This is a genomic window from Pseudomonas sp. NPDC087803 (assembly GCF_044742995.1).
Lineage (GTDB): Bacteria > Pseudomonadota > Gammaproteobacteria > Pseudomonadales > Pseudomonadaceae > Aquipseudomonas.
On record NZ_JBIUVO010000077.1, the window covers coordinates 4703 to 21128 of the forward strand.

The following is a 16426-nucleotide window of genomic DNA, read 5'->3' on the forward strand; positions in this document are numbered from 1 at the left end:
CCCAGCGCCCCGGCCCTTTCGGGTCGAAGTAGCGCTGCAGACGATCGGCGGACAAACCGCGACCGATCGCCAGGCTGTCGTACTCGCCGGTCTTGCAGTTGGTCAGCATGCTGCCGGACAGGTCGGTGGCAACGATCTGCACGCCCATCTTCAACTGACCGAGGTTGCTGCGCTCGAACTCGTCGATCGACATCGACAGCGAATACGGCTCCTGACCCGACGAACAGGCCGCCGACCAGATCCGCAGACGCTGATTGGGACTGGCCTTGATCGCCTCGGGCAGTACCTTGTTCTTCAAGACTTCAAACGGATAGGTGTCACGAAACCACAGAGTTTCGTTGGTTGTCATGGCATCGACCACCTGCTCGCGCAAACCACTGCGCGGCTGGGTCTGGATGCGCTGTACCAGCTCACCCAGGGACTTGATGCCTTGCTGCTCCATCAGTTTGTTGAGACGGCTCGAGACCAGGTACTGCTTGTTTTCACCGAGCAAAATGCCACAGGCTTTTTCCAGGAAGACCCGGAACTGTTCGAAATCCAAATTACCCGTAGACAATGATGCCGCCTCTTAAATCGTGTTGACCGCCAGGGGCAGAAGGCCCCTAGCTGATATCTGCTGCTTTGATCCGGTCGACTACCCGGGATGCCAGGTCATCAGGACGGAATTTGGCCAGGAAGTCATCGGCACCGACTTTCTTGACCATCGCCTGATTGAAAACCCCCGACAACGAAGTATGCAGGATGATATGAAGCTTTTGCATGCGCGGGTCGCTGCGGATCTCCGCCGTCAGGGTGTACCCGTCCATCTCCGGCATCTCGATGTCGGAAATCATCATCAGGAACTCTTCTTCCGGCTTCTTGCCTTCATCGACCAGCTTGCGCAGGTAATCCAGCGCCTGCTTGCCGTCGTTCAGCGCCACCACTTCGACACCGACCGTCTGCAGGCAACGCGTGACCTGCTTGCGCGCCACCGACGAGTCATCGACCGTCAGCACTCGCAGCGACAACGCCTTGCTCTGGGTCTCGACATCGACCACACCGACCGAAATCGCCTCCGGCGTCGGCGCAACTTCCGCCAGCACCTTCTCGACGTCGATGATTTCGACTAACTGATTGTCGACTCGAGTCACAGCGGTCAGGTAATGATCGCGCCCCGTGCCCTTGGGCGGCGGATGGATCTCCTCCCAGTTCATGTTGACGATGCGCTCCACCGAGCGGACCAGGAAACCCTGGGTCTTGGTGTTGTACTCCGTGATGATCACGAACGGGTTTTTCTTGTCCTTCAACGCCCCCGAGCCGGTCGCCATTGCCAGATCAAGGATCGGAATGGTCGCCCCTCGAATATTTGCCACCCCGCACACGACAGGACTGGACTTGGGCATCAACGTCAGTGACGGGCACTGCAACACTTCCCGTACCTTGAACACGTTGATTCCGTAGAGCTGCTGACCGTCAAGACGGAACAACAACAGCTCCAGGCGATTCTGCCCTACCAGTTGCGTGCGCTGGTTCACCGAATCCATTACACCAGCCATGCCCAGACTCCTACACCAACGCCAAGTGTTGTTGCGACGCACATTCATTGCTAAACGGCACGGCGCTTGCTTTTTAACTCGTATGAACGCTCAAACGACATTTTTCCGACGCCTGACCTCCCGCACCCGCAAAGCGCTGTGCGCGACGTCCGTCGTCTGCTTGTTTTTCGCTGGCAGCCCTGCCGGTGCTGATACGGTTACCTTGCCTGACATGCTTATCGGCGTCACTCAGGGCTTTCTTGAGTTCACCGTAGAAGACTATCTGGCTACCAGTCAAACGGAAGGCCGCTACGAAATCGAGGTCAACCAGCTCGACCCGCGTATGCGCATGCCTATGTGCGACAAGGAATTGACAGCGTCACTGGAGAGTCCGGCGCGTCCGCTGGGCCGGGTTACGGTCAAGGTGAGATGCGAGGGAAGCTCGCCGTGGACGGTGTTCGTGCCCGCTCAAGTCCGCCTGTTTCGCGAGATTGTCACCACCACCCGACCGCTCAAACGCGCCGGGATTATCGAGCCGCGGGACGTGACCTTGCGTGAACGCGACATCAGCCAGATCAATCAGGGCTTCCTGACGTCGGTCGATGAAGCCATCGGGCAGAAATTAACCCGACCAACGGTCGCCGATCAGGTGATTACCCTGGTGCATCTGGAACAGGCCGAAGTCGTGCGCAAGGGCGATCAAGTGGTCATCACCGCCCGCAGCGGCACACTGGCCGTACGCATGCCCGGCGAAGCCCTGGCCAATGGCGGCCTGAAAGAACAGATCCGGGTGAAAAACCTCAATTCCAACCGGGTGATCAAGGCGCAGGTCATCGCGCCGGGCCAAGTGGAAGTGGCCATGTAAAACGCTCGCGCAGAAAACTGGCGCCGATCTCGACGCTTCCCTAAACTGTGCCGAAGCAGGACACGCTTCGACGCATGCAGCTCATTGGCAAATGAGCCTAAAGTTTTCCAGGGGATGGCCGAGAACATGGCAAGCGTCCAAATTCCCAGAGGTTTTTAACATGGTCATCGATTTCAGCCGTTTGAACAGCTCCTCGTCACTTACGGGCAGTACACGTACCAGCAACGCCAAGGAAACCGCCGAATCCGGCACCTCCGCGCCGCTGAATACCCAGGCCGAAACGGCCAGTACCGCAAAAAGCGGGGAATCGGTACACCTCAGCAATGAGGCTCAACAGTTGCAGAAGGTCACTGACAAGCTGCGCGATCAGCCTGCCGTCGACAAAGCCCGAGTGGCCGAGTTGAAAGCAGCGATTGCCGATGGCAGCTATAAAGTCGACAGCAACCGTGTAGCCAGCAAACTGCTCAACTTCGAAGCCCAGCGCTAGGCTTTTGCCGGCGCCAGGCTTTTGGACGCTTAAAAACCAAGGCCAGCCATGCACGACACTAATTTATTGCAACTGATCACCGACGACTTTGCTCCAGCTCAACAATTGCTGGAGTTACTGCAAACCGAGTCCCTCGCCTTGCACGGTCGCGACATGCCTTTGCTCGAAGATATTCTGGCGCGCAAACAGGCACTGATCATTTTGCTTGAACAGCATGGCCGCAAGCGCAGCGAAATCCTCGCCAGCCTCAACCTGCCGCTCGACCGTCAGGGCCTGGAGCAACTGGCCAGCCACTCGAGCATTGGCGACCAGTTGCTGGCTCAGAGCGACGTGCTGACCGACCTGATTGCCCAGTGCCAGGCGGCCAACATCAAGAACGGCCAGTCGATCCAGATTCAGCAGGCCGCCACGGCCAATCAGCTGAAAATCCTCACCGGGGGCGAGCCACCAGCGTTGTATGACGCCACTGGCACTTTCGCCAAGCCCGCCAAACCGCGTACGTTCAGCCAGGCGTGAGCCATTCGATGTGCCTGCACTATCAACACGCGAAACATGCTGGCAAAATGCTGGCTAGTCGTAGTCAAATTTTGTCTGGAGATTGAGAAAACGTGCCAAACGCCCTAAGCGCGGATGATACTCCGCAGCCACCAAAGGTGCTGACCACGCCCCTGGAAATCTCCAGCAACCTGCGCCAGCTGCAGGAAAGCCACGATCCGCTGATCATCACCTTCCATGAGCGCAGCCAGCGTTTCCAGAGCTACCTGATCAAGGTCGACCGCGATACCGCGACCATTGCTCTGGACGAAATGATTCCGCGCGATGGCGAGCGTTTTCTGCTGGCGGGCGAACCGTTCAAGGTCGAAGGCTTCCACGAAGGCGTGCGCATCGCCTGGGAATGCACCGGCACGCTGAACATTGAAGAGTCCGACGGCGACCGCTTCTACACCGGCGAACTGCCGACCGAAGTGGTTTACCACCAGCGCCGCAACGCCTTTCGCGCCGCCCTGAAGCTGACTGATCTGGTCAGCGTCGAACTCGGCGGCGAAAAGCTCAAGGCGCCGATCAACGGCAAACTGCTGGATATTTCCGCCACCGGCTGCAAGCTGCGCTTTGAAGGCGACATCACCGACCGCCTGCAACTGGGCCAGGTCTACGACCGCATGATCGCCGCCCCGCTGTTCGGCAATCAGCCGACCTCGGTCGAACTGCGTTATCTGCATTTCGAAGAAAAGCTCAACATCACCTTCGCCGGCCTGCGCTTCCACAACATCAGTGGCCAGGCGGCGCGCAACGTCGAACGCTTCGTTTATCAGCTGCAGCGTGAAGCACGCCGGTTCGATAAAGACGATATGTGATGCGTACAGGCAAATAGAAAGGGCAGTCCCTGGCGGGACTGCCCTTTTTTATGCCAGAAATTTTTCTGCCAACACCGAACACTTGTGGCGAGGGAGCTTGCTCCCGCTGGGGCGCGAAGCGCTCCCCGCCCTTATCTGGCAAGCGGGGCCTGCTGCGCAGTCCAGCGGGAGCAAGCTCCCTCGCCACAGTTACAGTGTCTGTCACTGAACAGCCTTACCATCATCCGACTCAGGGTCTGGCCCCACTGATGTCCGGTGTCGGTTTATCGCTGCCATCAGCCGGATCAGTTTCCACCGCCGCCTCAGGCTGCACTTCGGGTTCCGGCTCCGGTTCCGGCTCAGGCGTCACCGTGGTCTGCATCTGCTCCTGCACCACCTGCTCATCCACCCGCGGATCAAGCGCTGCCACCAGCGGCGAACTCGACATGCTGTCCGGCATCGCCACGTGATGCAGCGGCGCGTCGTCGACCTGGTGCAGATTGGTCACGGCTTTCGGCCGAATGCGCCACACCAGCACCAGCGCGAAGAAGCTGAAAAACGCGTACAGGCTCTGACTGCCGAACAGCTTCATCAGCACACCCGCCAGCAGTGGGCCGATACTCGCGCCAACCCCGTAGGTCACCAGCAGCATCGCCGTCAGCGACACCCGGCGATCGCCCTCGACGTGGTCGTTGGAGAACGCCACCGCCAGCGGATACAGGCAGAATTGCACCAGCGAACAGAGGAAGCCGACCACGAACAGCACCTCCAGCGGCACCTGCGGCAGGATCGCCAACGGCAACGCCGCCACCGCGAGGAACCCGGCAAAGCAACGGATCAGCAGCGCCCGGTCATAACGGTCGGACAACCAGCCCAACGGCCACTGCACCAGCAGCCCGGCAAAAATGCAGCTACCCATGAACAGACCGACCTGCTCGGTCGACAGCCCCTGCTGCGACGCGTACAGCGGCGCCAGACCGTAGAACGAGCCGATGATCAAGCCGGCGCCCAGCACCGTGCTCAACGACTGCGGCACCCGCTTGATAAAGAAGCGCGGCTCCATCGGGGCCGGATGCAGCGGCGCCGGGTGAATCCGCCGAGTCAGCGCCACCGGCACCAGACACAAGGCAAAACACAGCGCGACCAGCATCAGCAGCTCCAGGCCGAGGCCCGGGTGCATGACCAGAATCAGTTGACCGAGCACCAGCCCCAGATACGACGCAATCATGTAACCACTGAACACCAGCCCACGCTGGTTGGCGTCGGCCTGCTCGTTGAGCCAGCTCTCGATCACCATGTATTGGCACATCATGCCCAGACCGACAATGGTCCGCAGCACCAGCCACGCCGGCAGCCAGTCGACCAGGCCATGCCCGAGCACCGCCGCGCCGACGATCCCGGCACACGCCGAATACGCGCGAATGTGCCCGACCCGGGCGATCAGTCGGTGACCGATCTTGCCGCCCAGCACCAGGCCGAAATAGTTGGCCGCCATCAGCGCACCGACCCACAGCCCGTCGACATGGTCAGCGGCCAGGCGCAATGCCAGATAAGTAGATAAAAGGCCCGAGCCGATCAACATCATCAGCGAGGCGAAATACAGCGCTCGAAAGGATTTCCAGATTTGGCGCATCGGCGTTCCGAGCGGCTCCTTGCAGTAAGTATCGGGCTATCCAAACGATAGCCCGATGGCGACATTTCGTCAGGCCTGGGCTGCTAGAACACGCCGTTCCCAGGGAGTGATTTCATCAAAGAAGCTGGTCAACTCCATGGTCTTCGAAGCGATGTAGCCTTCGATGAACTCCTGTCCGAACAGTTCCCTGGCCAATTGGCTACGTTTCAGACGTTCAAGCGCGGCATGCAAGGTACACGGCAACGAAAGATTATCCGGCACTGCGAATTCGCCCTGAATCGCCGCGGTCGGCTCCAGTTCATGCTCGATCCCATGCAAGCCGGCGGCCAGGCTCGCGGCAATCGCCAGATACGGGTTGGCATCGGCGCCGGGCAAGCGGTTCTCGACCCGCCGGGCCACTGGCGAGCTGGCCGGAATCCGCAGCCCTGCCGCGCGGTTGTCGTGGGACCAGCAGGCATTGTTCGGCGACGCATACGGGTGACACAGACGCTGATAGGAGTTCACGTTCGGCGCAAACAGCGCGGTGAAATCGGCCATGCCCGCCTGCTGCCCGCCGATGAAATGGCGGAACATTGCCGTCGGCTGGCCGTTCTTGTCGCTGAACACGTTGTTGCCGGTGGCGATCTCGACGACGCTCTGGTGGATGTGCATCGAGCTGCCCGGCGTGTGCGCCAGCGGCTTGGCCATGCACACCACGCTCAAGCCATGCTTGAGCGCGACTTCCTTGAGCAGGTGCTTGAACAGGAAGGTCTGGTCGGCCAGCAACAGCGGATCACCGTGCAGCAAGTTGATCTCGAACTGGCTGACGCCCATTTCATGCATGAAGGTATCGCGTGGCAGACCGAGGGCCGCCATGCATTTATAGACTTCGCTGAAGAACGGCCGCAGGCCATTGTTGGAGCTGACGCTGAACGCCGACTGCCCATCCTCGCGGCGCCCATCAAGACCTACCGGCGGGCGGAATGGCTGGGTCGGATCAGTGTTCGGGGCGAAGACGAAGAATTCCAGTTCGGTCGCCACCACCGGCGCCAGACCGCGCGCGGCGTAACGGGCGATGACTTTTTTGAGTTGGCCACGGGTCGACAGGTTGGAGCTTTCGCCGCTCAGTTCGTCGGCATCGCAGATGGCCAGGGCACGTGGCTCGTCGCTCCATGGCAGAGGGTGAATCATGCTCGGCTCGGCGATCAGCGCGAGGTCGCCATCATCACTGCCGTAAAACCGCGCCGGCGGATAACCGCCCATGATGCATTGCAGCAGCACCCCCCGCGCCATCTGCAGACGCCGCCCTTCGAGGAACCCCTCGGCGGTCATCACCTTACCGCGCGGCACGCCGTTCAAATCCGGTGTGACACATTCAATCTCATCAATGCCGGTCAATCGCTGCGCGAGTGAACGCTGGCCATCGGTTGTCATGACGCAATCCTTGTTATTGTGCGAGCCGCGAGCGGCGACCCGGACAAAATAGGCTCCGGCTGTTCGGAATATCAAGCAGCGTCAAACAAAATACCCCACCTCACATTCCCCCTGTAGGAGCTGCCGCAGGCTGCGACCTTTTGATCTTAAAAGCCAAGTCAAAAGATCTCAGCCTGCGGCAGCTCCTACAGGGGGCATGCCTTCAGGGCAGGTAGAGGCTGAATACGCCGCCACCCAATGGTCCGCCATTGCGAATTTCGGTGTGCCCGACCACGCCATTGCGCTGGTGCAACGCCGCAATCCGGTTGGCGAAATACAGGCCCAGGCCGGTGCTGCCGCTGCTGTGATTGATGCCCTGCACGTAATCGGCCTGACGCTCAAGCATCTCGGCCGGGTAACCGTCGCCGTCGTCGTTGATGCTCAACACCAGTTGCCCGGCCTCATCGCTGACGGTAATCAGCAGCGACTCGCGGGCATAACGGATGGCGTTGTTGATGCAGTTACCCAACACCGACGCAACCAACTCGCGATCGAAGAAACCCAACGGGCTCAGCGGATCGACTTCATAGGTAGCGATGATCCCGCGACTGGCGAACACCTCTTGGTGCGATGCCAGTTGCGCCTCGATGAAATCATCGAGTTCGTGATACGCGGGTTGCAGCGGCAACTGGTTGACGCCGAGCTTGTACAGCCCGAGCAACTGCACCAGCATGCCGTTGAGGTGGGCGAACTCGAAGTCGATCACGCCCTGCTCCGCCCCGCTACGCTGCTCTTGAGGCAAACGCGCCAGCCACTGGCTGTGAGCCTGGGTCAGCATTGCCAGCGAGTTCTTCATGTCGTGGACGGTGGAGGCGATCACCGTGGAGAAATCCAGAGCCTGCTCGTCTTGGTTCATTCGCCAAACGCCTTGCTTTTCAGCTTCTGATAACGCGCATGACGCGCGTCGGTGTCGGGCATCAGGCCGACCATTTTCAGGCAGGCCCGACATTCTTCCAGCTCCGCCGACGGCACACTGGTGTCGGTGCCGTGCAGCAGCGACTGGGCCATGTTCAGCGCGATACTGATGTTCTTCGGTTGCAGCTTCAGCGCCTTGCGGAACACCTCGCGGGCCTCCACCAGATTGCCGGTCTTGTACACACGCACGCCCTGCCGGTTGAGGTCGGCGGCGGCGTTGCTCGAACTGAGGATAGTCGGGTCATCGGTGAGCTTGGCGATGTCTTTCATCACCGCCGGATCGTCGCCGTAGATCTCCGCGCAGCTCTTGAGCATCGACGTGCCCGCCTCGGCCTGACCGAGCATCTGCAATTGCTTGGCGACCAGCAGCGCCGCCTCAGGACTCATGAACTGCTCCATGCCGTCGAGGCGCATCAGCGCTTGTTCGGTGAGCTTGTCGGCAGTTTCGGCATCGTTGAGCAGCAGGCTGGTGGCTTTCATCAGGCGCGCACGAATCTGCAGGCCCGGGTCAGAGGGGTTCTCTTTGGCAACGGCGCTGAGCGTGGTGTTGATCTCCAGCCGCGTGCGCGTGTCGAGACCGCGCTCACTGCCCTTGCTGATCAAGGCATGAGCCAGACCGAGGTTGCTTTCCGGATCCTTGAACCGCGACTGCGCGCCCTGCGCCACCGCCTGGCGATACGCTCGGGACGCGGTGTCGAAGTCTTCGTTGGTCATTGCCAGTTTGCCGAGCAACGCCTGCCGGCGCACTGCCAGCGGCGACAAACGAATCGCCTCCTCAAGCACCCGCTGCGCGCCTTTGGTATCGCCTTCGGCGACCAGCACATCGGCCATGCCGTCATACAGCGCCGGCATCATCGGGAACACCTTCAGGGCTTTTTCGTAGACACCCTTGGCCTGCGCCACTTGCCCACGCTTGAACAGCAACTTGCCCAAGCCGGCAAACGCCCACGGCAACGGCCGATCAGCGATGATGCTGTCGTAAAGGCGTTCAAGGGCTTCGTTCTGATTCATGTCACGCAACGCATCGGCGCGATAGCGCAGGCACAGCGGCGAATAGCGGATGTCCTGTTTGCACAGCGCAATGCAGGCGTTGAGCACTTCGACCGGCTTACCGCGATCGAGGGCTTGCAGAATCGGTTTGAGCAAGGTCTTGCGCTGCTCCAGACGCTCCAGGCGTTGGGCCAGGCCGGAGCGGTTGAACGGCTTGGTCAGGTACGCATCCGGCTCGTGCTCCAGGGCACTGAGCACCATCGCCTGACTGGTCTCGGCCGTCACCATGACGAACACCGCTTCATGGCTGATGAGCTTTTCCGACATCAGGTCTTCGAGGACCTGCTGGCCGTTCTTCTTGCCATCGCCAAGATGGAAATCCTGCAGGATGAAATCGTAGGACTTCTGCCCACACATCTTCAGCGCCTGCTCGCCGGTATCGGCGGTATCCACGTCCTTGACCCCCAGCTCGCGCAGCATCGAGCGTACGGAACTGCGGAAATCCGAGAAATCATCGACGATCAGAAAACTCTTTTGGTGATACGACAGCATCGAGGATTTCCAGGCAATTGAAGTGAGGGCAATTTCAGGCGCGCAGATGATAGCTGCCGGCCAAATGCTATCAAGCGATTTCACGCGACTTTTAAGTCACCGAGTGAGTTATCGGCCACAAGTGATGTTCTCTGAAGCGGACACTTCAAGATTCCTTGTGCAGCGATTACCCTGCGCACCGACTCACTTTTCCCCCTATAAGGTTTATCTCGTGTACATCAAAGGACGTTGCATCGTGTCCGCCTGTGCGCTGCTGTTTTTCCAGCAGGCGATGGCGGGCGGAATGGATTGTGCGAAAGCGGCGAGTGCCGTGGAGAAGGCTGTTTGTGCGGATAAAGGGTTGTATGAGCTGGATGCGCAGATGGGTGCGGCTTATCGGGAGCTGATGAAGATCTCCGGTGATGAGCAATCTGAAATCAAGCGCACACAACGGTTGTGGCTCAAGACACGCAATCAGTGCGAAGCGGATATTGCTTGCCTTGAACAAAGTTATCGTGAGCGGCTGAAGTTATTACAGGCGCAGCAGATGGATGCCGTTGCGCACAGACCGACCGGCATCGACAAACAGGTTCTGGAAGATCTGCAACGCAGCATTCAGGCGGCCAGCGAGGGCGGCAATCGCGAGGTGGCGGTTGAACGAGTGCTGGCTTCGCTGGGTATCAACTCTGGAGAGACATCGTTTTCAGGCGACTCCGACAAAGAAAACCCCACCGAGCAAACGCATTTTCCAACTTCGATTCCCAAAGACGTTACACCGGATGAATGGAAGGCATTGACCGCCACCGAAATCGATGCGGCAGCAGAAACCGGTCAAACCTCCTACTCGTTGCTGGACATGGACGGCGACGGGCAACGAGACCTGATCGTCCAGACTTACGCCGGTGGCACTGGCATGTTTACCTACGTGGAAACCTGGCGCCGAGACGGTGACCATTTTGTCAAAAGGTCTCCTGAGCCTGAAAGCGCGCTGTTCTATACCAATGATCGCGGAGCCAACCAATCGGCGTACTGGATCAAGGCTCGAGGCAATATTTACCTCGCCTACCGCAACGGCGCCTACGGCGTTGATCACATCTACTTGCTCAATCCGTTGAAGATCAACCGTGAAGTCCCCACCGTGATGGTGCGATATGGCTACTCACTGAATGTGCCCACCACTCAATACAAGGATGACGGCACCAGCACCTTTGAGTTGGAGCCTGATCTGCGGCTTACGCTCAATCAGGCAATCACCAAGGCGAACGAAGCACGCCCCCATAAACCGGACACCCCGCGCACGCCTCTTTGCCCGATTCCTGCAACAGGCGCAGGCGAGAGCGATTACTACAGCTACGGCCCGGTGAATTACTCGGTGGAAGATGTTTTCGACCTGCCGGTGATTATCGGTAACGAATGCTACATCGGAAAACTGGTTGACTGGTTTGGCAGCTACGACGAAAAACATGGCTTGTTTGCACAACTGGCACTGCGCAAACCGGACGTTGATGCAGATGGACGCAGTTACGAGGTCAACGGGCGCCGGCATGTGATCGAAGTCAGCACCTCAATTGGCAAGACCGACGGCGGAGCATTGAACTGAGCCACTTATTACGAGCATGAAAAAGCCCCGACAGAACATCCTGTGCGGGGCTTTTTTGCGAACCTTGGCGAGGCTTTGAATGATGGTGTCCCAGGGCAGGTTCGAACTGCCAACCTTCCCCTTAGGAGGGGGATGCTCTATCCAATTGAGCTACTGAGACACGGGGTTGTCGCGGCCGGACACGGCGCGACGGACGGCGTGCATGTTAACGGTCAGCCCCTGATTTGTCATGTCGTCCGTGGGCTTTTTAAGTGTAGGCAGGCGCCCTGCAATGCTGCGGGATGATTTACCGTGCAATTTGCACTGCCGCAAAAAGCCATCATTGCAGATTGCAACCCACCCCCTTTGAAAAACCCTTGCAAATGCTTGTTTTTAAAGGACTTCACAGCAGTTAGACTGTTGGCACGCCGGGTGCTTTGTCTGTTCCCATAACAGCACAAACGGAGTCCGCCCCATGAACAGCACTCTCCTGCTCGCAAACGCAATCGCACTGGCGATTCTGGTTGGCTTTCATTTTGTTCCCGAGAGTGCTGAACCGGTGGCCCAGCGCATGCCGCATTACTTGCAGGTGCAAAAAGCGCCGCAGTGGGCGGTGCTGAGTGATCAGAGCGACTTCGCGGCGCAGGCGGTCAATGAGCCTGAGCAAGCACTGCCGACGCGCGACACCGAACGTCTGGTTTTTTGAAATATCTTCAGGAGTACAGCATGTCCAAATCAGCCGCAGGATTTCTGATCCTCGCCTTATTGAGTGGCGTTGTGCATTTTGCGCTGTTCGAGGAAACCGAAGTCACCCTGCCCCTGATCGGCTGCGGCGTGTTTGCGGTGTTGTTTGTCCTGGCGCTGGTGGCCGGGCGCAAGATCAAGTTTGACCCGGTGCTGCGTTAAGCTGGATCAAGTCCAGCAATTGCTTGATGGCGTCCGCCAGGTCGCCGGAGTTGTCGATCAGATGCACGGGCAAATCAGTTGCCCTTCTGTCCTTGAACAGCGCATTGCGCGCCAGCCTCGCATCAATCTGCTCAGGCGTCTCCCGACCACGTCTGAGCAGGCGCTCACGCAACACTTCGTCCTTGACCGTCAGCAGCACCGGCAGCAGCGTCGGGTAGCGCTCGAGCGCCTGTCGCAGGTTGGCACGTGAGCCATTGACCAGTACCTGTTGACCCGCGCGCAACCACTCGTCCATTTCTATCGGGATGCCATACGCCAGGCCATTGGCTTGCCATGCCAGGGCAAAGTCACCGCGCTGCAGGCGTTGCTCGAACTCTTCGGGCGTAACGCCGATGGCGTCTTCGCCGACTGATTCCGCTGACCGGGTGATCACCCGGCGGATGATTTCGCAGTTCATCGCCCGCAATGGAGCGCGCGCGGCCTCGATCAGGCTGTCCTTGCCTGAACCGGAGGGCCCCATCAGATAAATAAGCCTGCCATCCATCCTGAAAACGCCCTCCAACGGGTGTTTGCCCTAGTAAATCGGCAAATTGCCACTATCCTGTACACATAAGGAACAAGGATTGAAAGCCGCATAGCATGCACGTTCTGACGTCATCGGACATCAACAGATGTGCACCCGGAAGCGGTCGGTGATGCGGACCAGGGCAAAGTTTTCAAACCAGTCCGCATTTCTGATAATTGGTGCTGGCATTACGCCTTTACCCAGCTCAATATTTGTCACAGAATTGACGCCAATGATCTGGCAATTTTGAGGCATGATGCGCGCCTCTTAACAATTCAGGTTGAACCATTAGGCGCGGATGCTTGTCCTACCACACATCCTGCGGCCAATCCCGAGAACACCTCCACAGAAAAAACCGGATAAATATAGCCGACCATAGAAACAGTCAAAATAAACAAGCCGAACTGCTGACAAGTTCGTCGTACGTCTGCCAGACGGGATGCGTGAACGCATTGCCGAGGTGGCTCGCAATCATCATCGCAGCATGAACTCCGAAATCATTGCGCGCCTTGAGCAGAGTCTTATTCAGGAAGGTGCACTGGGCGAAGAGTTGAGCATGCGCCTGGACAGCCCGGAGCTTTCGCTGCACGAGCGTGAGCTGCTGCAACGCTTCCGTCAGCTGTCTCACCGTCAACAGAACGCTCTGGTGTCGCTGATCGCTCACGACGCCGAGATGGCCGCAGACGCGTCCTGAGTTACATCGAACATCTCAAGCCAGCTTAGGTGCTGGCTTTTTTTTGCCCGGATTTTAATCACTGCTATCCGAAGCAGACTTTGTGGTGAGGGGATTTATCCCCCACCACAGATCCCCTCTTCCCACAGCCAAATATACAAGCACAAAAAAGCCCGCCAATTGGCGGGCTTTGCATTGCTGCGAATCAGAGCAGGAAGATCGTCGCCAATCCGAGGAAGATGAAGAAGCCACCGCTGTCCGTCATGGCCGTGATCATCACACTGGCGCCCATCGCCGGGTCGCGGCCCATCTTCGCCAGCGTCATCGGGATCAACACCCCCATCAGCGCCGCAAGCAGCAGGTTGAGGGTCATCGCCGCCGTCATCACCACACCCAGCGACCAGCTGCCGTAGAGCAAGTACGCGACCACGCCGATCACCCCGCCCCAGACCAGACCGTTGATCAATGCCACCGCCAGCTCCTTGCGCATCAGGCGCGAGGTGTTGCCCGTACTGACCTGGTCGAGCGCCATGGCGCGCACGATCATGGTGATCGTCTGGTTACCGGAGTTACCCCCAATACCCGCCACGATCGGCATCAGCGCCGCCAGCGCGACCAGCTTCTCGATCGAACCTTCGAACAGGCCGATCACCCGCGACGCGACAAAAGCCGTGATCAGGTTGATCGCCAGCCACGCCCAGCGGTTGCGCAGGGATTTCCAGACGGAGGCGAAGATGTCTTCCTCTTCGCGCAGACCGGCCATGTTGAGGACTTCGCTTTCGCTCTCCTCACGAATCAGGTCGACCATCTCGTCGATGGTCAGACGACCGATCAGCTTGCCGTTCTTGTCGACCACCGGGGCCGAGATCAAGTCGTAACGCTCGAACGCCTGAGCAGCGTCATAGGCGTCTTCGTCCGGGTGAAAACTCACCGGATCGCTGGCCATGACTTCAGAAACCTGTTTATCCGGGTCGTTGACCAGCAAACGCTTGATCGGCAGCACGCCTTTGAGCACGCCGTCGTAATCGACCACGAACAGTTTGTCGGTGTGGCCCGGCAGCTCTTTGAGGCGACGCAGGTAACGCAGAACCACTTCGAGGCTGACATCCTCACGGATCGTCACCATCTCGAAGTCCATCAGCGCACCGACCTGCTCCTCGTCATAGGACAGGGCCGAACGCACGCGCTCACGTTGCTGCTGGTCGAGCGTCTCCATCAGCTCATGGACGACGTCTCGCGGCAGCTCGGAGGCCAGGTCAGCAAGTTCGTCGGCGTCCATGTCCTTGGCCGCAGCCAGGAGCTCGTGATCGTCCATGTCGGCGATCAGCGTTTCACGAACCGAATCGGATACTTCGAGAAGAATGTCGCCGTCGCGATCAGCCTTGACCAGTTGCCAGAGCGTCAGACGGTCGTCCAGCGGCAAGGCTTCAAGGATGTAGGCAACGTCGGCGGAGTGCAGATCATCGAGTTTGCGTTGCAGCTCGACGAGGTTCTGCCGGTGAACCAGGTTCTCGACCCGGTCCTGATGAGCGCCTTCCTGGCGATGAGTCAGGTCTTCGACGACCTTCTGGCGCTGCAGCAGCTCAACGACCTGAGCCAGGCGATCCTGCAGGCTTTCCTGTGTTTTCTTTACTTCGATTTCGGACATAGGCGAACTCCACTCCCAGCAGCGGGGCACGCCGGAAGGATCAATCAGTCAATTCATGATTGGTGAAACGGGCTACTGAGTAACTACTGGGTAAGTCCATGGAGGTTTTCCATAAGCCCCGGCGGGGCTGACGGGCGCAATGATACACCGCCTGACAGTTTTAAATGTTAAAAATCGCGGTCGAAACAAGTGCTTGCACAACAAAGCTGAGCACCGTCCTGACCCGTGCAGATGCGACGACTCATCTTGAAAAGAAAACACACCAGCAGTGAAAAATGTAGCGACTACCCTTGAGCGTAGACCGTCATGGAGGACGCCTGATGCCATCCAGAACATCCCGTTTTGTCGTTGCCAGCCTGCTTTGCCTGCCACCCGCCGGGGGCGCCACCACCCTTCACCGCTGCGAGGCGCCGGACGGCGGTATCACCTTCACCAGCCTGAGTTGTGCGAACGATGAGCAACTCTCGGTACAACAAGTTCACCCTTACACGCCCGGCTCCGTCGTGGCGATCATGCCGGAACACAACCACGAGGAAATATCCGGTATGACAATCAGAGGACGCGAACCGGGCATCGTTGGCCGCCTGGAGGACAAATGCGGCAACCTGATCGATGCCAGGCAGCGCCGCGCAGCGATCATCAATCGGCGCGTCATTGCCGGCATGAGCCAGCAGGATGTCGAGAGCGCTCTCGGCAAACCGGACAAAGTGAACATTCGGACGTCGACAACGAGCTATCGCTATGACCTGAAACGAGGCCGAAGTGCTCAAGTCGATTTTGATGAGAAGGGATGCGTGAAAGGAAAAGCCAAATCGCAGACAACAAAAAGCCCGCGTTAAACGCGGGCTTCTTGAATATGGTGCACTCGACAGGATTCGAACCTGTGACCGCTCGGTTCGTAGCCGAGTACTCTATCCAGCTGAGCTACGAGTGCATTTTGTGTTTTTAGACCAGACCACAACTGGCTGAAACCAAGTTGCCTGTATTGCTACAAACGACTCTTAAATGGTGCACTCGACAGGATTCGAACCTGTGACCGCTCGGTTCGTAGCCGAGTACTCTATCCAGCTGAGCTACGAGTGCATTTGTGTTTTTAAACCAGACCACAACTGGGTGAAGCCGAGTTCTTTATATCGCTATAAACAACTCTTAAATGGTGCACTCGACAGGATTCGAACCTGTGACCGCTCGGTTCGTAGCCGAGTACTCTATCCAGCTGAGCTACGAGTGCATTTGTTGCGCCGCATTATAGCCCGTCTAATCTCTATTCCAACCACTTTTTCTAATAAATTCAACAACTTACAGAAAAAGTGGTTGGAATAGAGATTAGACGG

General features: G+C 58.4%; 16 protein-coding genes, 4 tRNA genes and 1 pseudogene. 9 read left to right on the forward strand and 12 right to left on the reverse strand.

Annotated elements, in window-relative coordinates; genetic code table 11:
* Positions 1-556, reverse strand: a 556-nt coding sequence (cheR, locus tag ACIOUG_RS24120) for a protein-glutamate O-methyltransferase CheR (RefSeq protein ID WP_401069226.1), incomplete at its 3' end; no start/stop codon positions are given.
* A gap of 46 nt (positions 557-602) precedes the next feature.
* The gene (locus ACIOUG_RS24125; RefSeq protein ID WP_003227223.1) at positions 603-1535 is read right to left on the reverse strand and encodes a chemotaxis protein CheV; all 933 of its coding nucleotides are present in this window, start codon (positions 1533-1535) and stop codon (positions 603-605) included.
* A gap of 82 nt (positions 1536-1617) precedes the next feature.
* On the opposite strand from ACIOUG_RS24125, the gene flgA reads away from it, so the two are divergent.
* The 4 genes from flgA to ACIOUG_RS24145 all read left to right on the forward strand — a co-directional run bounded on the left by flgA (position 1618) and on the right by ACIOUG_RS24145 (position 4221).
* Positions 1618-2379 carry a flagellar basal body P-ring formation chaperone FlgA gene (gene flgA, locus ACIOUG_RS24130; protein ID WP_401069229.1) on the forward strand — a complete coding sequence of 254 codons (762 nt, stop codon included), beginning with the start codon at positions 1618-1620 and terminating at the stop codon, positions 2377-2379.
* Between the two features lie 160 nt (positions 2380-2539).
* Positions 2540-2866: a flagellar biosynthesis anti-sigma factor FlgM gene (gene flgM, locus ACIOUG_RS24135; RefSeq protein WP_007917589.1), complete on the forward strand. Its 327-nt coding sequence runs from the start codon at positions 2540-2542 to the stop codon at positions 2864-2866.
* Between the two features lie 48 nt (positions 2867-2914).
* Positions 2915-3382: a flagella synthesis protein FlgN gene (locus ACIOUG_RS24140; protein ID WP_401069232.1), complete on the forward strand. Its 468-nt coding sequence runs from the start codon at positions 2915-2917 to the stop codon at positions 3380-3382.
* A gap of 92 nt (positions 3383-3474) precedes the next feature.
* Positions 3475-4221 (forward strand): flagellar brake protein, encoded by a 747-nt coding sequence (locus ACIOUG_RS24145; protein ID WP_401069235.1) that lies wholly within the window; start codon positions 3475-3477, stop codon positions 4219-4221.
* A gap of 229 nt (positions 4222-4450) precedes the next feature.
* Here the strand turns inward: ACIOUG_RS24145 and ACIOUG_RS24150 are convergent, their stop codons facing one another.
* The 4 genes from ACIOUG_RS24150 to ACIOUG_RS24165 form a co-directional block, all read right to left on the reverse strand.
* Positions 4451-5833 (reverse strand): MFS transporter, encoded by a 1383-nt coding sequence (locus tag ACIOUG_RS24150; protein WP_401069238.1) that lies wholly within the window; start codon positions 5831-5833, stop codon positions 4451-4453.
* A 69-nt stretch (positions 5834-5902) separates the two neighbouring features.
* Positions 5903-7144 (reverse strand): glutamine synthetase family protein, encoded by a 1242-nt coding sequence (locus tag ACIOUG_RS24155; protein ID WP_401069262.1) that lies wholly within the window; start codon positions 7142-7144, stop codon positions 5903-5905.
* Positions 7145-7448: 304 nt separating this feature from the next.
* Complete coding sequence (locus ACIOUG_RS24160) at positions 7449-8141, reverse strand: sensor histidine kinase (protein WP_401069241.1); 693 nt, start codon at positions 8139-8141, stop codon at positions 7449-7451.
* Positions 8138-9742 carry a response regulator gene (locus ACIOUG_RS24165; protein WP_401069244.1) on the reverse strand — a complete coding sequence of 535 codons (1605 nt, stop codon included), beginning with the start codon at positions 9740-9742 and terminating at the stop codon, positions 8138-8140. Before ACIOUG_RS24165 ends, ACIOUG_RS24160 begins: the two co-directional genes overlap by 4 nt.
* 211 nt (positions 9743-9953) lie before the next feature.
* On the opposite strand from ACIOUG_RS24165, the gene ACIOUG_RS24170 reads away from it, so the two are divergent.
* Positions 9954-11321, forward strand: a complete 1368-nt coding sequence (locus ACIOUG_RS24170) for a lysozyme inhibitor LprI family protein (protein WP_401069247.1) — start codon at positions 9954-9956, stop codon at positions 11319-11321.
* Between the two features lie 83 nt (positions 11322-11404).
* Here the strand turns inward: ACIOUG_RS24170 and ACIOUG_RS24175 are convergent.
* Positions 11405-11481 (reverse strand) — tRNA-Arg (locus ACIOUG_RS24175).
* Between the two features lie 294 nt (positions 11482-11775).
* Here ACIOUG_RS24175 and ACIOUG_RS24180 point away from each other — a divergent pair.
* Both ACIOUG_RS24180 and ACIOUG_RS24185 read left to right on the forward strand, forming a co-directional pair.
* The gene (locus ACIOUG_RS24180) at positions 11776-12006 is read left to right on the forward strand and encodes a hypothetical protein (protein WP_401069250.1); all 231 of its coding nucleotides are present in this window, start codon (positions 11776-11778) and stop codon (positions 12004-12006) included.
* Between the two features lie 20 nt (positions 12007-12026).
* Complete coding sequence (locus ACIOUG_RS24185) at positions 12027-12206, forward strand: PA3371 family protein (RefSeq protein WP_401069252.1); 180 nt, start codon at positions 12027-12029, stop codon at positions 12204-12206.
* Here the strand turns inward: ACIOUG_RS24185 and phnN are convergent.
* On the reverse strand, positions 12181-12750 hold the full coding sequence (phnN, locus tag ACIOUG_RS24190) for a phosphonate metabolism protein/1,5-bisphosphokinase (PRPP-forming) PhnN (RefSeq protein WP_401069255.1): 570 nt from the start codon (positions 12748-12750) through the stop codon (positions 12181-12183). The genes ACIOUG_RS24185 and phnN overlap by 26 nt on opposite strands.
* Before the next feature lie 415 nt (positions 12751-13165).
* Between phnN and ACIOUG_RS24195 the strand changes: the two are divergent.
* Positions 13166-13465, forward strand: a pseudogene (locus ACIOUG_RS24195) (Arc family DNA-binding protein); the annotation flags it as partial.
* Between the two features lie 184 nt (positions 13466-13649).
* Here ACIOUG_RS24195 and mgtE read toward each other — a convergent pair.
* A complete protein-coding gene (gene mgtE / locus ACIOUG_RS24200) occupies positions 13650-15092 on the reverse strand; it encodes a magnesium transporter (protein ID WP_401069257.1) in 1443 nt (480 codons plus the stop codon).
* 320 nt (positions 15093-15412) lie between these two features.
* Between mgtE and ACIOUG_RS24205 the strand changes: the two genes are divergently transcribed.
* The gene (locus ACIOUG_RS24205) at positions 15413-15931 is read left to right on the forward strand and encodes a cell envelope protein SmpA (RefSeq protein ID WP_401069260.1); all 519 of its coding nucleotides are present in this window, start codon (positions 15413-15415) and stop codon (positions 15929-15931) included.
* 18 nt (positions 15932-15949) lie between these two features.
* Here the strand turns inward: ACIOUG_RS24205 and ACIOUG_RS24210 are convergent.
* The 3 genes from ACIOUG_RS24210 to ACIOUG_RS24220 all read right to left on the reverse strand — a co-directional run bounded on the left by ACIOUG_RS24210 (position 15950) and on the right by ACIOUG_RS24220 (position 16323).
* Positions 15950-16026: transfer RNA gene (locus ACIOUG_RS24210), tRNA-Arg, on the reverse strand.
* Between the two features lie 72 nt (positions 16027-16098).
* A tRNA-Arg gene (locus ACIOUG_RS24215) sits at positions 16099-16175 on the reverse strand.
* 71 nt (positions 16176-16246) lie between these two features.
* A tRNA-Arg gene (locus ACIOUG_RS24220) sits at positions 16247-16323 on the reverse strand.
* Between the last annotated feature and the right edge of the window lie 103 nt (positions 16324-16426).